The following is a 15,713-nucleotide window of genomic DNA, read 5'->3' as shown; positions in this document are numbered from 1 at the left end:
TGCAGGCGGTCGTCGCTATACCGATCGCGAGTAGCAGGGCGAGGCATGCTGGCCCGCTCGATCGAATTCGCTGAAACGACATGGTCGCCCTGGGATCAATCGGCTTCGATCTCCGCAGGATCAGAAGGTGACGCCTGTCGCGTCGCCAGAACTTTGTCGATCGTCCTGCCGTCCATGTCCACAATCTCGAAGCGCCAGCCCTCCCATTCCGCGTAGTCGGCCAGCTTGGGCAGCCGCCCGGACAGCAGCATGAGCATTCCGCTTAGCGTCTGGTACCGGCCGCGATCCTCCTCGGGTACTTCGGCCAAGCCCAATCGGTCCTTGAGCTCCGGAACCGGGATGTGCCCGTCCAGCAACCACGATCCGTCCTCGCGCTGTACTGCCCAGGAGGTGTCCGGATTTCGCGGCTGGAACTCTCCGGTGATCGCTTCGATGAGATCCTGCAAGGTGACGATGCCCTGCACTTCGCCATACTCATCGATCACGAATGCCATGTGAACGTCTGATTGCTTGAAGTTGTCGAGAAGCTCCATGCCCGTGACCGTCTCGGGAACGTACAGGGGCTGCTGCAGTGGCTGGTCCGTGAGCATGCCTTTGTCACCGCGGACCATGCTGGAGAGCCACTTCCGCGCGTTGACCACGCCCAAGATACTGTCCAAGCCGTGCTTGACCACTGGGAATCGCGCGTGATCGGATTTGTCGATGCGAGCCAGGTGATCTTCAACCGGCTTTTCGATGTCCAGGAAGATGACGTCAGCACGCGGCACCATCAATGATCCGATCTGCCGGTCATCCAGCCGGAACACGTTGCGCACCATTGCATGTTCGTGCGATTCGATGACGCCCGCACTGGTGCCTTCAGCAAGCATGGCGTGGATTTCCTCCTCGGTCACTGGCGTACCACTGGTGTCCCTGGCGCCAAGCATGCGCAGCAGCAGTTTGGTCGACACCGATAGCAGCCGCACGAAGGGCTTGGTTGCGATGGCCAGCCAGTTGATCGGGCGAGCGACGAGGCGCGCGACCGTCTCGGGACTGCCCTGGGCCAGGCGCTTGGGGACAAGTTCGCCGACGACGATCGAGAAGTACGTGATCGTCACGACAACGATGCCCGTGGCGCTGTAGCCGCTGTAAGGCGCGGGAATCCCAAGCAGTTCCATCCACTGCGCCAAGGGTGCGGCCAGGGCGGATTCGCCCACGATGCCGTTCAGTACGCCGATGGAGGTGATGCCGATCTGGATCGTCGAGAGAAACCGCGTCGGGTCCTCTCCAAGTTCCACGGCGGCAGCCGCTGCGCTGTCGCCCTCTTCGACGAGCCGCTGCAGCCTTGCCTTGCGCGCAGTCACCAGGGCGATCTCGGACATGGCAAACGCGCCATTCAGCAGGATGAGACCCGCGAGTATGAATATTTCCATAATGGGTTAGTAGGGCGACAGGCGATCTGCTTGGAGAAGGCCAATGACCAGGCCGCCTAGCAAGACGCGGTAGATCACAAACGGCAGGTAAGTCCGGGTAGTCACCAGGCGCAGGAACGCGATGATCACCACGTAGCCTGTGACAAACGCCACCAGCGTGGCGGCGATGGTCGGACCCGGCGGCACTGCTGCGGCATCGCTCCCGTGGCGTACCAGTTGATAAAGGCCGGAGGCAAGCACCGCGGGCACCGCAAGCAGGAACGAATACCGGGCGGCTGCTTCGCGCGTGTAGCCCATCATCAGGCCTGCCGTGATGGTCCCGCCGGAGCGAGAGACGCCTGGAATCAAGGCCAACGCTTGAGCAAGACCGAAGAGCAGCCCGTGCGCCCACTTCATTTCGCTCAAGGCGAGCGTCTTGCGACCGAACCGGTCGGCGATGCCGAGGAGCAGGCCGAAGGCGATCAGCATGATCGCCGTCAACTGCAGGTGCCGTAGCGTGGTCTCGACGCTGTCCTTGAATAGCAGGCCAAGGCAGGCGATCGGCAAGGTGCCGGCAAGAATGAGCCAGCCCAGGCGTGCATCGGGGTCGCCGCCAGGACTGCGTCGCAGGGCGGAGGACGCCCATGCCGACCCTATGCGAGCCAAGTCCCGACGGAAGTACACCAGCACGGCCAGCTCCGTTCCGATCTGCGTGATGGCCGTGAAGGCCGCCCCCGGATCAACCCCTGATGGAAGCAGTGGACCTATGACGCGCAGGTGCGCGCTGGAGGAAACGGGAAGGAACTCAGTAAGTCCTTGGATCAGGCCAAGGATGATGGCGTCAGACCAGCCCATCGGAATACCCGGCATGAAGAGGCATGCGAAACAAGGAAGATCTCCAGACGATCGCTTTTGAACGGAGGAGCGCGCGGACAAGCGCGAAGCTCACGGAGAGGCGGAAGGCAGGCGACAACCTGGCCGGCAACGCCGGGCGGCCGGCGCCAAAAGCAGGGGCGCTCAGGCCCGTGATCGAAGGGAAATTGGCGGCCGCAACGGGCCTTCAAGGAACACTGTTGCGCAGAACAAGGCGCCGCACGGAGGTGTGGGCGCCAGCATGACCAGTGATTTCGCCCCATTGCGGGCAATCGGCTGGTGATCCGGCAGGTCCAGGCCGCTGTCTACGGTCTGCAGGGGCAGATCGTCCAGGTGATGATCGACGACCGAACCCGGATCAGGCGCCGGCGGGACAAAGGTCGCTGCGATGTCGGAGTGCGCCTCGACGTCCTGCTGCCCATACTCGAGCGAGAACAGACCGACCCAGGCGATGGCAAGTGCGAGAAGACCCGCCAGGAACCGAGTGGACATTTGGCGGCGATTGTACCTGTGGCCCCCGCTCCGAGAGCGCGTGGGCAGGCCGTAGTCCCTCAACAGCCGAAGGCACAGCCAGCTCGTCGTCGTCTGGGTGCCATGAGGCGGCGAAGCTCGGGGCCCCAGTTCTTTTCTGATAGCCGCAATCCGGCGCCCACGCGCAGTCAAACGGGCAACTCAGCAAGGGAGACCGCGACGGCGGTCGGCGCGGGCGGCTCCACCACCTCCGCAGACAGGCAGGAGGGCTTACGGGCGAGCGGATGCCCTCGCTTGCTCAAACGCAGGGCTGCAGGTCAACCGCGCCACGGCTGAAGAACCAAAGGCCCACAGCCGCGAAGGTGGTTACGCCTCCTGAGCGGCGCCGGCCCTGTGCCGACTCCACACTTATACAGTGGACCTGAACGACAAGCTCGCCATCCTCGCCGACGCAGCCAAGTACGACGCGTCCTGCGCCTCCAGCGGCGGCACTCGCCGCGATTCGAGCCAGGGCACGGGGTTGGGATCGAACGAAGGCATGGGCATCTGCCACAGCTACGCGCCCGACGGCCGCTGCATCTCGCTGCTCAAGATCCTGCTGACCAACTACTGCCGCTTCGACTGCCTCTACTGCGTCAACCGCGCCAGCAGCGATGTGCCCCGGGCGCGCTTCAGCATCGATGAGGTGGTGCAGCTCACTCTGGACTTCTACCGCCGCAACTGCATCGAGGGACTGTTCCTGTCGAGCGGCATCATCCGCTCGCCCGACTACACGATGGAGCAGGTGGTCGAGGTGGCGCGGCGCCTGCGCGAAGAGCACGATTTTCGCGGCTACATCCATCTCAAGACCATCCCCGACGCCACCCCCGAACTGCTCCAGCGCGCGGGGCGCTATGCCGATCGCCTCTCCATCAACATCGAGTTGCCGACGGAAGCGGGGCTGAACTCCCTGGCGCCGGAAAAAAGCGTGATGTCGATCAAGCGCTCCATGGCCCGCGTGCGAACGCACATCGAGGACGCGCAGGCACAGCAGCACGAGGCGAGCCGGCAGGCGATGACCTTCTTGCCCCGCGCGCGTCCGGTGCGCGCGCTGCCCGAGCCGTTCGCCGCCGCGGGGCAGAGCACGCAGATGATCGTGGGGGCCGACGGTGCCGACGACGCCACCATCCTGGCGACCAGCGCGCAGTTGTATGGTGCGTATCGGCTCAAGCGGGTGTACTACTCGGCTTTCAGCCCCATCCCCGACGCCGCCTCGGCTCTCCCGCTGCAGGCGCCGCCGCTTCAGCGTGAGCACCGCCTCTACCAGGCCGACTGGCTGATGCGTTTCTACGGTTTTGGCGCCGAAGAGATCGCGTCGCCGCGCGGCGGCGGAATGCTGCGGCTGGACGTGGATCCGAAGCTCGCGTGGGCACTGGCCCACCCCGAGCGCTTCCCGGTGGATGTCAATCGCGCGCCGCGCGACCTGCTGCTGCGCGTGCCGGGCCTGGGCGTGAAGGCGGTCGACCGGCTGCTGCTGGCGCGGCGCGTGAGACGCCTGCGCGCAGAGGACCTGCAGCGCCTGCATGTGCCCCTTCGCAAGGTACTTCCCTTCACCGTTGCAGACGGCCACCGGCCCGCGCGCGTGGTCCCGGAGGCAGTACGAAGCGCGCTGTCGCGGCCTGCGCAGGCGGAGCAAGCGACGCTTTTCTGATCATGCTTGTGCGGCTGGCCAGCGACACCGACATCGACGGCTTCCGGCGCGAGGCGCGGCGGCTCCTGGCCGCAGGTGTGACCCCAGAAGAGGTGCACTGGTCTGCGCGGGACGACGATGGAGATCTGCTCTCTAGCCACGCGGACGGTGATCGCCACGACTTCGCGCGCTTGCAGCACGCGGATCCGACCGGCCCACCGGGAGGAGCCGGCGTTCTCGAGGCAGACGGCGCACCCGCGGCAGGCGAGCAGCCTGTGCGGGCGAACCGTCCGGATTGCCAGTCGCCTGCACCATCCGCACCACGCGGCATCTTCGAGCCCGCGCAAAACACTATTGACGCCGACGCTGCTGCCGTGCGCGTTCCTTCGGCGTTCGTCGCGCTGTGCGAGGCCGTCGTCCTGCATCGCGACCCGCAGCGCTTCGCGCTCCTGTACCGCCTCCTATGGCGGCTTGCGCACGAGCCCGGCCTGCGGCACGACCCCCTCGATCCACAGATGCTGCAGGCCCAGCACATGATGCGGGCGGTGCAGCGGGACATGCACAAGATGCGCGCGTTCGTGCGCTTTCGCCCCGTGGCGCGCGAAGCCGGCCTGCCGCCCTTGCACGTGGCCTGGTTCGAGCCGCAGCACCGCATCGTCGAAGCGAACGGCGCGTGGTTCCGCCGCCGTTTCGCCAGCATGCACTGGGCGCTGCTCACCCCCGACGCCTGCGTCGAGTGGGACGGGCAGCGGCTGCACGTGCGACCCGGCGCGCGGCGCGAGGATGCCCCGCCGGCGGACGCGGGCGAGGCGCTCTGGCTCACCTACTACCGGAGCATCTTCAACCCGGCGCGCCTGAATCTGCCGGTGATGCGCCAGGAGATGCCGCGCCGCTACTGGCGCAATCTGCCCGAGGCCGAGGCCATCGGCGAGCTCGCGTCGGCGGCGCTGCAGCGCACCGGTCGGATGATTGCGCAGGCCGCCTCCGAGGGAAACCGCCGCATACCGCTGTGGCAGGCCCCGGCTTCCGCCCCGGTCGAGGTGGGCAGCCTCGACGAGTTGTCCGCCCGCGTGCAGCAGTGCCGCGACTGCCCCATCGGCGCGCTCGCGACGCAGGCCGTGTCGGGCGAGGGCCCGTCGCGGCCGGCGGTGATGGTGGTGGGCGAGCAACCGGGGGACCAGGAGGACCTGCAGGGGCGGCCGTTCGTCGGCCCGGCCGGGCAGCTGTTCGATCGCGCCCTGCAGCGCCTGGGGGTGCCGCGTGCAACGGTCTTCGTGAGCAACGCCGTGCGGCATTTCAAGTTCGAGCTGCGCGGCAAGCGGCGGCTGCACAAGACCCCTACGCAACAGGAGGCGCTGGCCTGTCGCCACTGGCTCGAGGAGGAAATCGCGCGCGTGCGCCCGGGCGCGCTGGTGGCGCTTGGGGCCACGGCTGCGCGGTCGCTGCTGCAGCGTCCCGTGGCGGTCCTCAGCGAGCGCGGGAAATGGTTCGAACGCGCCGACGGCGTGCGCGTGCTGGTCACCGTGCACCCGTCCTCGCTGCTGCGGCTGCCTCCGGCGCAGCAAGCGGGGGCTTTCGAGCGTTTCGTGAAGGACCTGGGGCGCGCCTGGAGCCGCGCGTCGGATGCGTGAAGCACGGGACGTCTCACTTGGTGCGGCGCAGCTACCCGTTCGAGCGCGTCCGAAGGCGTTCCGATGCAAGCCCCATGGCATGGCATGGCTTGGCGTGGCCTCGCTCGTTCTCCGGCGTCCTCGCCTATCCTGCGCCCATGGACGACGACAACATCGAAGAGCTCCGTCGCGAGGTGCGCCACCTGATCGCGATGAACGCTGCCGCGTACGTGGCCATCACCTCGCTGGTCGCCACCCACCCCCGCCCCGAGCAGTTCCAGCTGCACCTCGACTCGGCGCTGGAGGGCGTGCTGGGCTCCGACCGCGTGGCGAAATGGCCCGAAGACCAGAAGGCCATCGTGCGCCGCGTGATCGAAACCTTCCAGTCCGTGCGGCCCGCGGGACCCATCGATCCGCTGGCGGCCGGCCTTGGCGAGCGCGACCCCCGCAGGACCGGCGGCGCCTGAACCGAGCGCTCGTGGCGCCCACGAAGAAAGGCCCCCGCGACCTTCCCGTCGCGGGGGCGGCAAAGGCCGGGCGGCGCACCTTGGAGTAAACGCCCGGTCGTGGAGTGATCTGCGCCTTCCTGGTTGTGATGCTCGCAATTCGGTGCGGGCTCGGGCGTAGGAGCGCACCCCGGGTGACTGGCTCCTTCGGGCCAGCAAGAAAGCGTGCGCTGCCGCGGTCGGAACCGTTCACCAGCACGTGCCCGAACGTGCGCATCCGTGCGTGCTCGCATCCTCGGAGACACGCGCAGAAGCTGGGCGGCGGCCGCGCTCGGAAGTGCGCGCTGGACCCCGGCTGCAGTGCCTCGTCAAGGCGGGAAGCGTCGATAAGCTCGCCTACGACGCGACCAGGCCCTCCTGCGCGACGGCGTCGGCAGTGGCCTCGAGAGCTGCTTGCAACTCGTGCAGCCGCGCAGGCGGGGCCGGTTCGCCCGCACGAGCGGCCGCTTCGAGGGACTCGGCCAGCTGCGCCACGCGGGCAAAGGCGAGGGTCGCAGCTGTGCCGCGCAGGCGGTGCAGGTGGCGCTCCTGTTCGAGCGGAACGTCGGCGGCTGCGAGCGCGGCCGCAGTGTCCTGCAGGGAGCACACCCCGGCGCGCAGGATCTCGCCCAGTCGCTGCGGCGCCGTGAACTCGCGCAGCTCGTGCAGCCGCCGCGCGTCGATCAGTGGCGGCAGGCCCTGCGCAGCCGCTGCCACCTCGGCACCCTGCGGCTGAGCCGCGGCTGCTTGCGCCGCTTCCGTGGCCGGGCGCTCCGGCGCAGTTGCGTCAGGCGCCGTCGCCGCAGCAAGTGCATCGTGCTCAGGTGGTGGAGCCGCCGGCGACGGCGCGGTGGCTTCGCGGCGCGCCCGCGCATAGCGGGCGATGGCGGCGTTGAGTGCGTGCCAATCGACCGGCTTCATCTGGCACTCGTTCATTCCTGCCGCGAGGTACTGCCGCTGTTCCTGCGCCATCACGTTCGCGGTCAGGCCGATGACGGGCGTGTGCGCGCGCGCCCCGGGCAGCTGCCGTATGCGGCGGGTGGCCTCGACACCGTCCATCACGGGCATCTGCACGTCCATCAGCACCAGGTCGAACAGCTCGGCTTCCACTCGCTGCACCGCCTCTTGACCATCGACCGCGAAGACCACCGTGTGGCCTTGCTTTTCCAGCACGGTACGCAGGATCTCGCGATTGACCTCCACGTCCTCGGCAATGAGGATGCGGCTCGGGGGCGGGGGCTCGTAGGCTTCAGGCAGCGGGGTCTCCAGCGCGGCGCCCTCTGCCACCTCCAGCGGCAGATCGACGCGGAAGGTGCTGCCGCGCCCCGGGACACTCTCCACGGTGATGCTGCCGCCCATTGCATCGATCAGCCGCTTGCAGATCGCCAGCCCAAGGCCCGTACCGCCGAAGCGGCGGGCGGTGCTCTGCTCCACCTGCGAGAAAGGCTGGAACAGCTCGCCCAGTTTGTCCGTCTCGATCCCGATGCCGGTGTCGCGAACGGCAAGGTGCAGGCGGATACCCTTGGACGGCGCCGGTTCGGCGGATGCGCTCAGCACCACCTCGCCTTGCGGCGTGAACTTGACGGCGTTGCCGGCCAAGTTGATCAGCACCTGGCGCAGACGCGTCGGATCGCCCAGCACCGCCGGCGGCAGGTGTGGATCGAGCTCCAGCCGCAGGCTCAGCCCGCGTTCGACGGCCAGCGGGTGCATGAGCGAGCGCACCTGCTCCAGCACCTCCAGGATCGAAAAAGGCAGCACCTCCAGCGGCAGCTTGCCGCTCTCGATGCGCGAGAAATCGAGGATGTCGTTGATGACGCTGAGCAGGTGCTGGCCCGAGGCGCGGATGGCAGACACATACTGCTGCTGCCTCGGCTGCAGCGGCTCGCTGGCCAGCAAGTCGGCCAGCCCGAGCACCCCCGTCATCGGCGTGCGGATCTCGTGGCTCATCGCCGAGAAGAACTGCGAGCGCGCCGCACTGCTGCGCCGCAGTGCATTGAGCAGTTGCCGCTGGTGCGACAGCAGCGCCGCGAACGGCAGGCTGGTCATCACCATGGCCGCCAGATACAGCTGCAGGGCCTGCATCCGCGTCAGGAGATCCATGCCCTGGGAGACCATCTCGACGGTCGCGCCGCGCCCTTCGAGCGTAGACCAGACGCCGGCTGCCGCCATCGTCACCAGCATGGCCGTGGCGCCCATCAGCCCCGAGCGCCAGGTGACCAGCAGGATGACGGGAAAGGTCAACAGCAGCAGCGGTGCATAGAATTCCTGGACCATCAGCGCCGCGGCTGCCAGGCACCAGGGCAGCGTGCCCAGCAGATTGCGCGCCGTGCGTGCGCGCTGCGCGCGGTACTGCTTCACGCTCGGATCGAACCAGCTCAGAAGCACTGGCGCCACCACCAACATGCCCAGTGCCGACGCGCTGTACCACGACCACCATTGCGCCACGAACTCCCGCGCGGAGACCACGGAGCCGACCGCCAGCGCGCCGGCTGCTGCGCTGAGCACCGGCGCACCGAGCCAGGCGGCCAGCAAGCGCGCCGCATGCGCGCGCTGATACCAGGGCGCGGGCAGTCCGCCTCGAAGGTGGATCACGCCTGCGGCGAGCAGCACCTCCATCACGTTGGCCATGCCGGTGAGCAGCGGTGCGGTGGTGCCGGTGACCACGCGGCCAGCCGCACCACCCAGCAGCAGCAGCAGCGCGAGGTGAGGCCATTCGCGCGTCGAGGCGCTCAGGAACACCACCAGCGCCACGGCGTTCGCAAAGCGCAGCGCAGGGTTGTTGCCGAACAAGGCGGTGGCCCAGGCCGTGAGCACGAAGGTGGACGCCAGCAGCAAGGCGGCGCGGACGGTCCAGGAAGGCAGGGACAGGCGAAGGGCAGCAGGCACGGAGGCGTGAAGTAGCTCGTATGGTCGGCGCCGGGGCGGCGCGCCGGCTCGGGAGGAGAACGATCTTAGTTGCGCCGCCGCCGTGAAACGACCGCCTACGCTCAAGGCCGCCCGATGACCAGCGAGCCCATCGCGTTGGCGGGCGCGTGGTAGTGCAGCTGGGCGCCCACGATGGCGCCGACCGTGAAGGTCGTGCTGCTCTTTCCCTTGCTGATCACACCGCTGTGCAGCGCGCAGGAGCCCGTCGCGTCGGTGGTGCACGGCGACACCGCACCGCCGGTGCTGAAGGTGCCCGACACCTGCGCGCCCGCCACCGCGGCACCGGTCGCATCCCGGACGTGCACGTGCACGGTCGCCCGCCAGCCCCGACCCTGCGGCGCGGCCGATCCGGACAGGGCAGCGACCGACACGATGCGCTCGGCTTCGGCTCCCAGCGGCGTGACCGAGACGCGGTCGAACCAGGCGCTGGCCGTGTTGGCCGCCTGGTGGTTCGTGCTCCAGGGCTCGGCGCCGGTGGCGCCCCAGAGGCTCAGCATGATCTTGCCGGGCACCTCGGGAAGCGGGCCGCGGGCGCCGCGCTCCTCGTGCACCAGCCGGCCATCGACGAACCACTGCAGCGACTGCGGCGTCCAGCGGAAGGCGTAGTCGTGAAAGCCTGCGGAAGCGTCGAAGCCCAGGTCCACCACGGTGGGATGCTCGCGGCCGTCGCTCCAGTAGTTCAGGTGCACGCGCGTCGGATCGTCGCCCTTGATTTCGACATCGATCTCGTCGTGGCGCGTGCCCTCGGCCGGGCCGGTGTAGAGAAAGAAGCTGGTGATGGACCCCGGCACGCCCGATGCCTTGAGGCGGCTCGTGAAGGTCCCCCAGCCGTAGGAGTCGCGCGTTCGGTACTCACCCGAGACGCAGCTCAGGCCGGTGAGACCCCGCGTATCGGGCGCAAGCGTGATCTTCAGCTGGCCGCCCTCGAACGCCAGCTGGTCCGGATGCCAGCCATTGAGGAAGTAGCCTCCGTTGTTCCAGTCGGCGGCGATCCAGCGTGCCGTGTCGTTGGTGAGCATGGTGTCTTCGAAAGCCGGCGTCGAGGCCAGCGCGCGTGGCTCGATGAGCTCGGCCTGCCGGGGCTCGCCGCCGCCGCCGCCGCAGCTGGCGAGAAGAACGGCTGCCAGCCCGAGCGCCACGCCCTGCATCCTGATCGCATCCATGAAGCTCCTCCGTTGTTTTCTGCTCCACAATAGCCCGCGGTTTCCGTTCGACACACCTTCGCGAGGGCCTGCATGCCTGCGCTGGTGCGTCCTTGCAACACTCCGCCCACGATGCACGCAGAAGTACCGCCCATCCGAGCCTTGCTGGTCGATGACGATCCGGCGCTTCTCATGTTGCTGAGTGCATTCCTCGAAGCGCGGGGCTATCACGTCGATCAGGCCGAGAACGGCCGCCTGGCCCTGGAAAAGCTCACCAGCCTGCGCCATCGGCTGGTCATCACCGACCGCTCGATGCCCGACATGGACGGCATCGCGCTGTGCCGGACCATCCGCGCGCAGCCGCTGGGCGGCTACACCTACTGCATCATGCTGACCAGTTCGGGCGACGAGCAGACGCTGGTCGAAGCCATGGAGGCGGGGGCCGATGATTTCCTCGCCAAGCCGGTGCGGGTGCCGCAGCTCGGTGCGCGCCTGCGCGCCGCCGAGCGCGTGCTGGCACTCGAAAGCAGCCTGGCCGAACGCAACCGCGAGCTGCACGCCGCCTACGAGCAACTCAGCCGCGAGCTGGAGCTCGCGCGCGCACTGCAGCTGAGCCTGCTGCCGGCGCCCGCGCAGTTCGCCGGCCTGCAGTTCGACTGGCTGTTCCAGGCGTCCAGCTTCGTGGGCGGCGACACCTTCGACTACTTTCCCCTCGGGGAGCAGGTCTGCGGCTTCTACCTGGTCGATGTCGCGGGTCACGGCGTGGCCGCCGCAATGATGGCCTTCAACGCCCACCACCACCTGCGCACGCTGTCGCAGCAGATCGCCGCGCCGATGCTGCGCGAGGGCGGCGACGTCCGCCAGGTCGCCGCAGCCGTGGTGGCCGAGTACAACCGGGCCTTCATCGAGGGCGCCACCGACCCGGGCCACTACCTCACCATGCTGTTCGGTATCGCCGACCGGCGGGCGGGGGTATGCGCGATGGTGCAGGCAGGCCATCCGCCGCCCCTGCTGTCGCGCGCTGGCGAGCACGCGTTCCGCCCCTCGGGCGCCGGCGGTTTGCCGGTGGGCATCCTGCCCGACGCCTCTTTCGATGCCGACCTTTTCGCGCTGGGCCCGGGCGACCGGATCGTGCTGTATTCGGACGGCATCACCGATTGCCGCAACGCTCGCGGCGAGGCCTTCGGCGAAGACCGGCTGGGCCTGCTGCTCGCCCAGCAGCGCGCAGCGCCCCTGGCGCACACCGGCGGTGCGCTGCGCCAGGCGCTGCAATCGTGGCACGGCCCGGCGCCGGACGACGACGTCACCTTGCTGATCTTCGACGTGGCATGAGGCGGGAATGCATCGCTGTGGGCGTCACCGGCCTGCTCGGCCTCGGGGCACCGGCCGGCGCGTACGCGCAAGCGCAGCAGGCGCCCGAGGCGGTGCAGCAGCCCCGCCCGGGCTTTGTCGAGCCGCCCGCCTGGGTCGATCCGGTGTACCTGCCCAAGGGCCCCGACACCTATGCCCGCGCGGACCGCCCGCCGCCGGACGACGCGGCAGCCCGGCTCGGCCTGTCGCTGCGGCTCGCGCTCGACTGGCCGCTGCGCGCCTCCGAGCCTGCACCCGCCACCGGCCTGGGTGCCCAGGGCGCACCGCCGGTCTCCCCCACGCTGCAGGCGAGCGTGCGCTGGGTGCCGCAGCCGAGCAGTGGCTGGTTCGCCCAGGCCACGCTCTACCGCTATCTGCGACCCGAGCGCCAGCAGCCCTGGAACCCCGACTTCAGCTACGCCTTCGGCTGGGACGACTGGCGCCCGGGGACCTTCGGTTTCATCTACGGCAACTACGCCGGCAACCGCCTCAATCCCGACCGCAGCCGCGGCGAACGCCGCTGGAATTTCCTCAACGGCCAGTGGTCGGCGTTCTACAAGTTCAGCCTGCCCGAACCGTTGCGCCCGCTGTTCGTGATCGATGCGGACGACCAGGTCACCTGCACCACGGCGCTGAATCTCACGCCACGCTACACCGATCTCGACAGCGCCGCGACGCGGCGCAACAAGGTGTCCGTCGGGCTGGGCTGCCGCTACGTGATGCCCTCCAACTGGTACGCCAACTTCACGCTGTTCGGATATCCGCGGTCGCACCAGCAGCAGCCGTGGGACCCCGACTTCACCTACGGTTTCGGCTATTTCGACTGGCGCGCCGGCACGGTATCGCTGCAGTACAACAATTATTCAGGCAACCGCTTCCCGTGGCGCGACCGCGGCCCCAACCAGGGCAGCGTGCGCAACGGCAGCATCACGCTGTCGTGGTCCACCCAATGGTGATGCAGAAAGGCAGCACGAGCGCATGGAAAACCTTCAACTCGACCGCCACGACGGGGTCGCCGTCATCGCACCGCGCCGTGCGCGGCTGGATGCGGCCGCCGCGCCGAGCTTTCGCAAGGAAGCCCTGGAACTCATCGAGCAGGGTGAGCGACGGCTGATCGTGGATCTCTCGGCCGTGGAATTCGTCGATTCGAGCGGACTCGGCGCACTGGTCTCGATCCTCAAGGCGCTCGGCGCGCGCGGTGAGATGGCGGTGTACGGCGCGCGCGGCAGCGTCGTCGCCCTGTTCAAACTCACGCGCATGGACCGGGTGTTCGACATCCTGCCCGACCGCCAGGCAGCGCTAGCGCGGCTGAACGGCCCGAGCTGAGCAGCATGGCTGCGCCGCCCTCCGCCCCGTCCCGCGCCACGCCGCCGGCATCGGCTGACAGCGCCGCGCCAGGCATCGCCGGCGGGAACGCCGACACCGATACCACCGCCGACTGGCAGCACAGCGAATTCGCCGCCACGCTCGAGAGCATCTCCGGGGCAACCGCGCGTCTGCGCCGCATCCTGCCTTCGGCGCTGCCCGCGCAAGCGCGGGATGCCGTCGAGCTAGGCGTGGCCGAAGCCCTGAGCAACGTCGTGCGCCATGGCTACGACCCCGATGCCGCGGGACGCATCGCGCTGTCGTGGCGGCTGCGCCGGGACGGCGCGTTCGAGGTGCTGGTGCAGGACTGGGGGCGGCCGGTGCCGCCCGGGTGCCTCGAAGAAGGATGCGGTCCGCCCTTCGCGTTCGATCCTCATCGCATCGCCGCGCTGCCCGAAGGCGGCATGGGCGTGGCCCTCATCCGCCTGAGCTTCGACGAGGTGGAGTACCGCCGCGTCGGCGACCGCAACGACCTGCGCCTGCTGCGCCGCAGCGAACGGTGAACTTGCCTTCTGTTGCGCCTGGCAGCCGCAGCAGCACCAGAGAATATTTTCGAGCCCCGTCTTCCTTGGATTCATGAGCTTCTACTTCGAACGCTTCGAGCATCGACGCCCACCTCCTCCGGTCCCGCATTCGCCCGCCATCGAGCTCACCTGGCAGTTCCTCGTCATCGTGGCGCTCATCCTGGGGGCCAACTACATCTGGTGGCGCTGGACTGCGTCCCTCAACTGGGACGCGCTGTGGTTCGCGATCCCGCTGGTGGTGGCGGAGACACTTGCCTACATCGGCCTGCTGCTGTTCGCCTTCAACCTCTGGCAGACGCGCGACGTGCCGCGCAGGCCGCCTCCTGCCGAGGCCAGCGAGGTGCTCGATGCGGAAGCGGGGCGGCCGGTCTCGGTGGACGTGTTCATCACGACCTACAACGAAGACGAGGAGCTGGTGCGCCTGTCGATCCAGGACGCCCGGAAGCTGCGCTATCCGCACGCGATCGAGCTGCGCGTGCACGTGCTGGACGACGGCCGCAGGCCGAGCATGCGCGCGGTGGCCGAGCAGGAGGGCGTCAACTACATCACGCGCAGCAACAACATCGGCTTCAAGGCCGGCAACCTGCGCAACGCGATGGAGCACACCGGCGGCGACTTCATCGTCATCTGCGACGCCGACACCCGCCTGTTCCCCACGTTCCTGGAGCACACGCTGGGCTACTTCCGCGACCGCGACGTGGCCTGGGTGCAGACGCCGCAGTGGTTCTACGACATCCCCGAAGGAGCGCCGCTGCCCGAATGGCTGCAGGGGCGCTACGGCCGCGCAGGGCGCGGGCTCGGCCGCGTGGTCGAGCGGCTGTTCGGTCGCGTGCGCATCGGCGAGGACCCCTTCATCAACGATCCCAAGCTGTTCTACGACGTGATCCTGCGGCGGCGCAACTGGTGCAATGCTTCCTTCTGCTGCGGCGCCGCCTCGGTGCACCGGCGCGAAGCGATCATGCAGGTGGCCCTGCGCAACTGGTCGCGGGCCATCGATGCCGAGGTGCGCCGCCACACGCGCAGCGTCGCCGACCCGCAGATCCGCGCCGACCTCGACGACGCCGTGCGCCGGCAGGTCGCGATGGACGCCGAGCTCACGCCCTACCGCTTCCATGTCTCGGAGGACATCTACACCTCCATCGTGCTGCACAACGACACGCAGCGGCGCTGGCGCTCGGTGCTGCACCCCGGGGTCGAGTCGAAGATGCTGTCGCCCCAGGACCTGCTCACCTGGATGATCCAGCGCTTCAAGTACGCGGGCGGCACGCTCGACATCGCGCTGCGCGACAACCCGCTCTGGCGCGGCGGCATGTCGCCGGCCCAGCGGCTGATGTATCTCACCACCTTCTGGTCGTACCTCGGCTGCCTGTGGAACGTCGTGTTCCTGGCCGCGCCGATCATCTATCTCTTCACCGGCATCGCGCCGCTGTCGTCCTATTCGCTCGCGTTCTACCTGCACGCGCTGCCCTTCATCATCGTGACCGAGCTGGCTTTCATGTTCGGCACCTGGGGCATCCGCAGCTGGGAGGGCAAGGCGTCGTACCTGTCCTTTTTCTCGCTGAACTTCCGCGCGCTCTGGACGGTATTGCGCGGCGAGAAGATCAAGTTCCATGTCACCCCCAAGGAGCGGCAGGAAGGCAACTTCATCCATCTGGTCGTGCCGCAGCTCACCGTCATCGTGCTCACGCTCGCCGGCCTGCTGTATGCATCGTGGCGGGTGTTCGTCGATGGCCAGCGCGACGAACTGCCCAACCTGGTGGTGAACGTCGCCTGGGGGTTGAACAACGTGTTCGCGATGCTGCCGCTGGTGCGTGCCGCACTCTGGCGTCCGCCGGAGGACGAGGCGCAGGTGCGCAGTTCCGGTGCCGCATCGGCCGAAGCAAGCGCAGGTTAGAAGAGACAAGAAGG

Annotated in this window: 13 protein-coding genes; 8 read left to right on the top strand and 5 right to left on the bottom strand. The window is 68.4% G+C overall.

The window, feature by feature from the left end; genetic code table 11:
* Positions 1 to 95: 95 nt before the first annotated feature.
* The 3 genes from WG922_RS02625 to WG922_RS02615 form a co-directional block, all read right to left on the bottom strand.
* Positions 96 to 1,412, bottom strand: a complete 1,317-nt coding sequence (locus WG922_RS02625; RefSeq protein ID WP_340280430.1) for a hemolysin family protein — start codon at positions 1,410 to 1,412, stop codon at positions 96 to 98.
* 6 nt (positions 1,413 to 1,418) lie between these two features.
* Positions 1,419 to 2,246: an undecaprenyl-diphosphatase UppP gene (uppP, locus tag WG922_RS02620; protein ID WP_340280428.1), complete on the bottom strand. Its 828-nt coding sequence runs from the start codon at positions 2,244 to 2,246 to the stop codon at positions 1,419 to 1,421.
* A gap of 162 nt (positions 2,247 to 2,408) precedes the next feature.
* Complete coding sequence (locus WG922_RS02615) at positions 2,409 to 2,756, bottom strand: hypothetical protein (protein ID WP_340280426.1); 348 nt, start codon at positions 2,754 to 2,756, stop codon at positions 2,409 to 2,411.
* A 394-nt stretch (positions 2,757 to 3,150) separates the two neighbouring features.
* Here WG922_RS02615 and WG922_RS02610 point away from each other — a divergent pair, with 394 nt between their 5' ends.
* The 3 genes from WG922_RS02610 to WG922_RS02600 all read left to right on the top strand — a co-directional run bounded on the left by WG922_RS02610 (position 3,151) and on the right by WG922_RS02600 (position 6,481).
* Positions 3,151 to 4,425 carry a putative DNA modification/repair radical SAM protein gene (locus tag WG922_RS02610; RefSeq protein ID WP_340280424.1) on the top strand — a complete coding sequence of 425 codons (1,275 nt, stop codon included), beginning with the start codon at positions 3,151 to 3,153 and terminating at the stop codon, positions 4,423 to 4,425.
* A gap of 353 nt (positions 4,426 to 4,778) precedes the next feature.
* Positions 4,779 to 6,035: a UdgX family uracil-DNA binding protein gene (locus WG922_RS02605; protein WP_340280423.1), complete on the top strand. Its 1,257-nt coding sequence runs from the start codon at positions 4,779 to 4,781 to the stop codon at positions 6,033 to 6,035.
* Positions 6,036 to 6,172: 137 nt separating this feature from the next.
* Positions 6,173 to 6,481 (top strand): hypothetical protein, encoded by a 309-nt coding sequence (locus WG922_RS02600; RefSeq protein WP_340280421.1) that lies wholly within the window; start codon positions 6,173 to 6,175, stop codon positions 6,479 to 6,481.
* A gap of 375 nt (positions 6,482 to 6,856) precedes the next feature.
* Here WG922_RS02600 and WG922_RS02595 read toward each other — a convergent pair whose 3' ends face one another.
* The gene (locus tag WG922_RS02595; protein ID WP_340280420.1) at positions 6,857 to 9,385 is read right to left on the bottom strand and encodes an ATP-binding protein; all 2,529 of its coding nucleotides are present in this window, start codon (positions 9,383 to 9,385) and stop codon (positions 6,857 to 6,859) included.
* Between the two features lie 101 nt (positions 9,386 to 9,486).
* A complete protein-coding gene (locus WG922_RS02590; RefSeq protein WP_340280419.1) occupies positions 9,487 to 10,587 on the bottom strand; it encodes a family 16 glycosylhydrolase in 1,101 nt (366 codons plus the stop codon).
* A 111-nt stretch (positions 10,588 to 10,698) separates the two neighbouring features.
* Between WG922_RS02590 and WG922_RS02585 the strand changes: the two genes are divergently transcribed.
* The 5 genes from WG922_RS02585 to WG922_RS02565 all read left to right on the top strand — a co-directional run bounded on the left by WG922_RS02585 (position 10,699) and on the right by WG922_RS02565 (position 15,699).
* On the top strand, positions 10,699 to 11,898 hold the full coding sequence (locus tag WG922_RS02585; RefSeq protein WP_340280417.1) for a PP2C family protein-serine/threonine phosphatase: 1,200 nt from the start codon (positions 10,699 to 10,701) through the stop codon (positions 11,896 to 11,898).
* Positions 11,895 to 12,872, top strand: coding sequence for a hypothetical protein (locus WG922_RS02580; RefSeq protein ID WP_340280416.1), 978 nt, complete (start codon positions 11,895 to 11,897; stop codon positions 12,870 to 12,872). Before WG922_RS02585 ends, WG922_RS02580 begins: the two co-directional genes overlap by 4 nt.
* A 22-nt stretch (positions 12,873 to 12,894) precedes the next feature.
* Positions 12,895 to 13,242, top strand: coding sequence for an STAS domain-containing protein (locus WG922_RS02575; RefSeq protein ID WP_340280415.1), 348 nt, complete (start codon positions 12,895 to 12,897; stop codon positions 13,240 to 13,242).
* 5 nt (positions 13,243 to 13,247) lie between these two features.
* Positions 13,248 to 13,784 (top strand): ATP-binding protein, encoded by a 537-nt coding sequence (locus WG922_RS02570; protein WP_340280414.1) that lies wholly within the window; start codon positions 13,248 to 13,250, stop codon positions 13,782 to 13,784.
* A 73-nt stretch (positions 13,785 to 13,857) separates the two neighbouring features.
* The gene (locus WG922_RS02565; RefSeq protein WP_340280413.1) at positions 13,858 to 15,699 is read left to right on the top strand and encodes a glycosyltransferase family 2 protein; all 1,842 of its coding nucleotides are present in this window, start codon (positions 13,858 to 13,860) and stop codon (positions 15,697 to 15,699) included.
* Positions 15,700 to 15,713 lie beyond the last annotated feature (14 nt).

The sequence above is a fragment of the Ramlibacter sp. AN1015 genome, assembly GCF_037726105.1.
GTDB lineage: Bacteria > Pseudomonadota > Gammaproteobacteria > Burkholderiales > Burkholderiaceae_C > Ramlibacter.
The sequence above is the reverse complement of the archived record's forward strand: the minus strand, read 5'-3'. Positions and strand labels throughout refer to the sequence as shown.

Excerpts from the sequence above, each read along its gene's own strand:
- WG922_RS02565 (WP_340280413.1), top strand. The coding sequence starts at position 13,858 with ATGAGCTTCTACTTCGAACGCTTCGAGCATCGACGCCCACCTCCTCCG.
- WG922_RS02575 (WP_340280415.1), top strand. The coding sequence starts at position 12,895 with ATGGAAAACCTTCAACTCGACCGCCACGACGGGGTCGCCGTCATCGCA.
- WG922_RS02615 (WP_340280426.1), bottom strand. The coding sequence starts at position 2,756 with ATGTCCACTCGGTTCCTGGCGGGTCTTCTCGCACTTGCCATCGCCTGG.
- WG922_RS02585 (WP_340280417.1), top strand. The coding sequence starts at position 10,699 with ATGCACGCAGAAGTACCGCCCATCCGAGCCTTGCTGGTCGATGACGAT.
- WG922_RS02600 (WP_340280421.1), top strand. The coding sequence starts at position 6,173 with ATGGACGACGACAACATCGAAGAGCTCCGTCGCGAGGTGCGCCACCTG.
- uppP (WP_340280428.1), bottom strand. The coding sequence starts at position 2,246 with ATGGGCTGGTCTGACGCCATCATCCTTGGCCTGATCCAAGGACTTACT.
- WG922_RS02580 (WP_340280416.1), top strand. The coding sequence starts at position 11,895 with ATGAGGCGGGAATGCATCGCTGTGGGCGTCACCGGCCTGCTCGGCCTC.
- WG922_RS02625 (WP_340280430.1), bottom strand. The coding sequence starts at position 1,412 with ATGGAAATATTCATACTCGCGGGTCTCATCCTGCTGAATGGCGCGTTT.
- WG922_RS02570 (WP_340280414.1), top strand. The coding sequence starts at position 13,248 with ATGGCTGCGCCGCCCTCCGCCCCGTCCCGCGCCACGCCGCCGGCATCG.
- WG922_RS02590 (WP_340280419.1), bottom strand. The coding sequence starts at position 10,587 with ATGGATGCGATCAGGATGCAGGGCGTGGCGCTCGGGCTGGCAGCCGTT.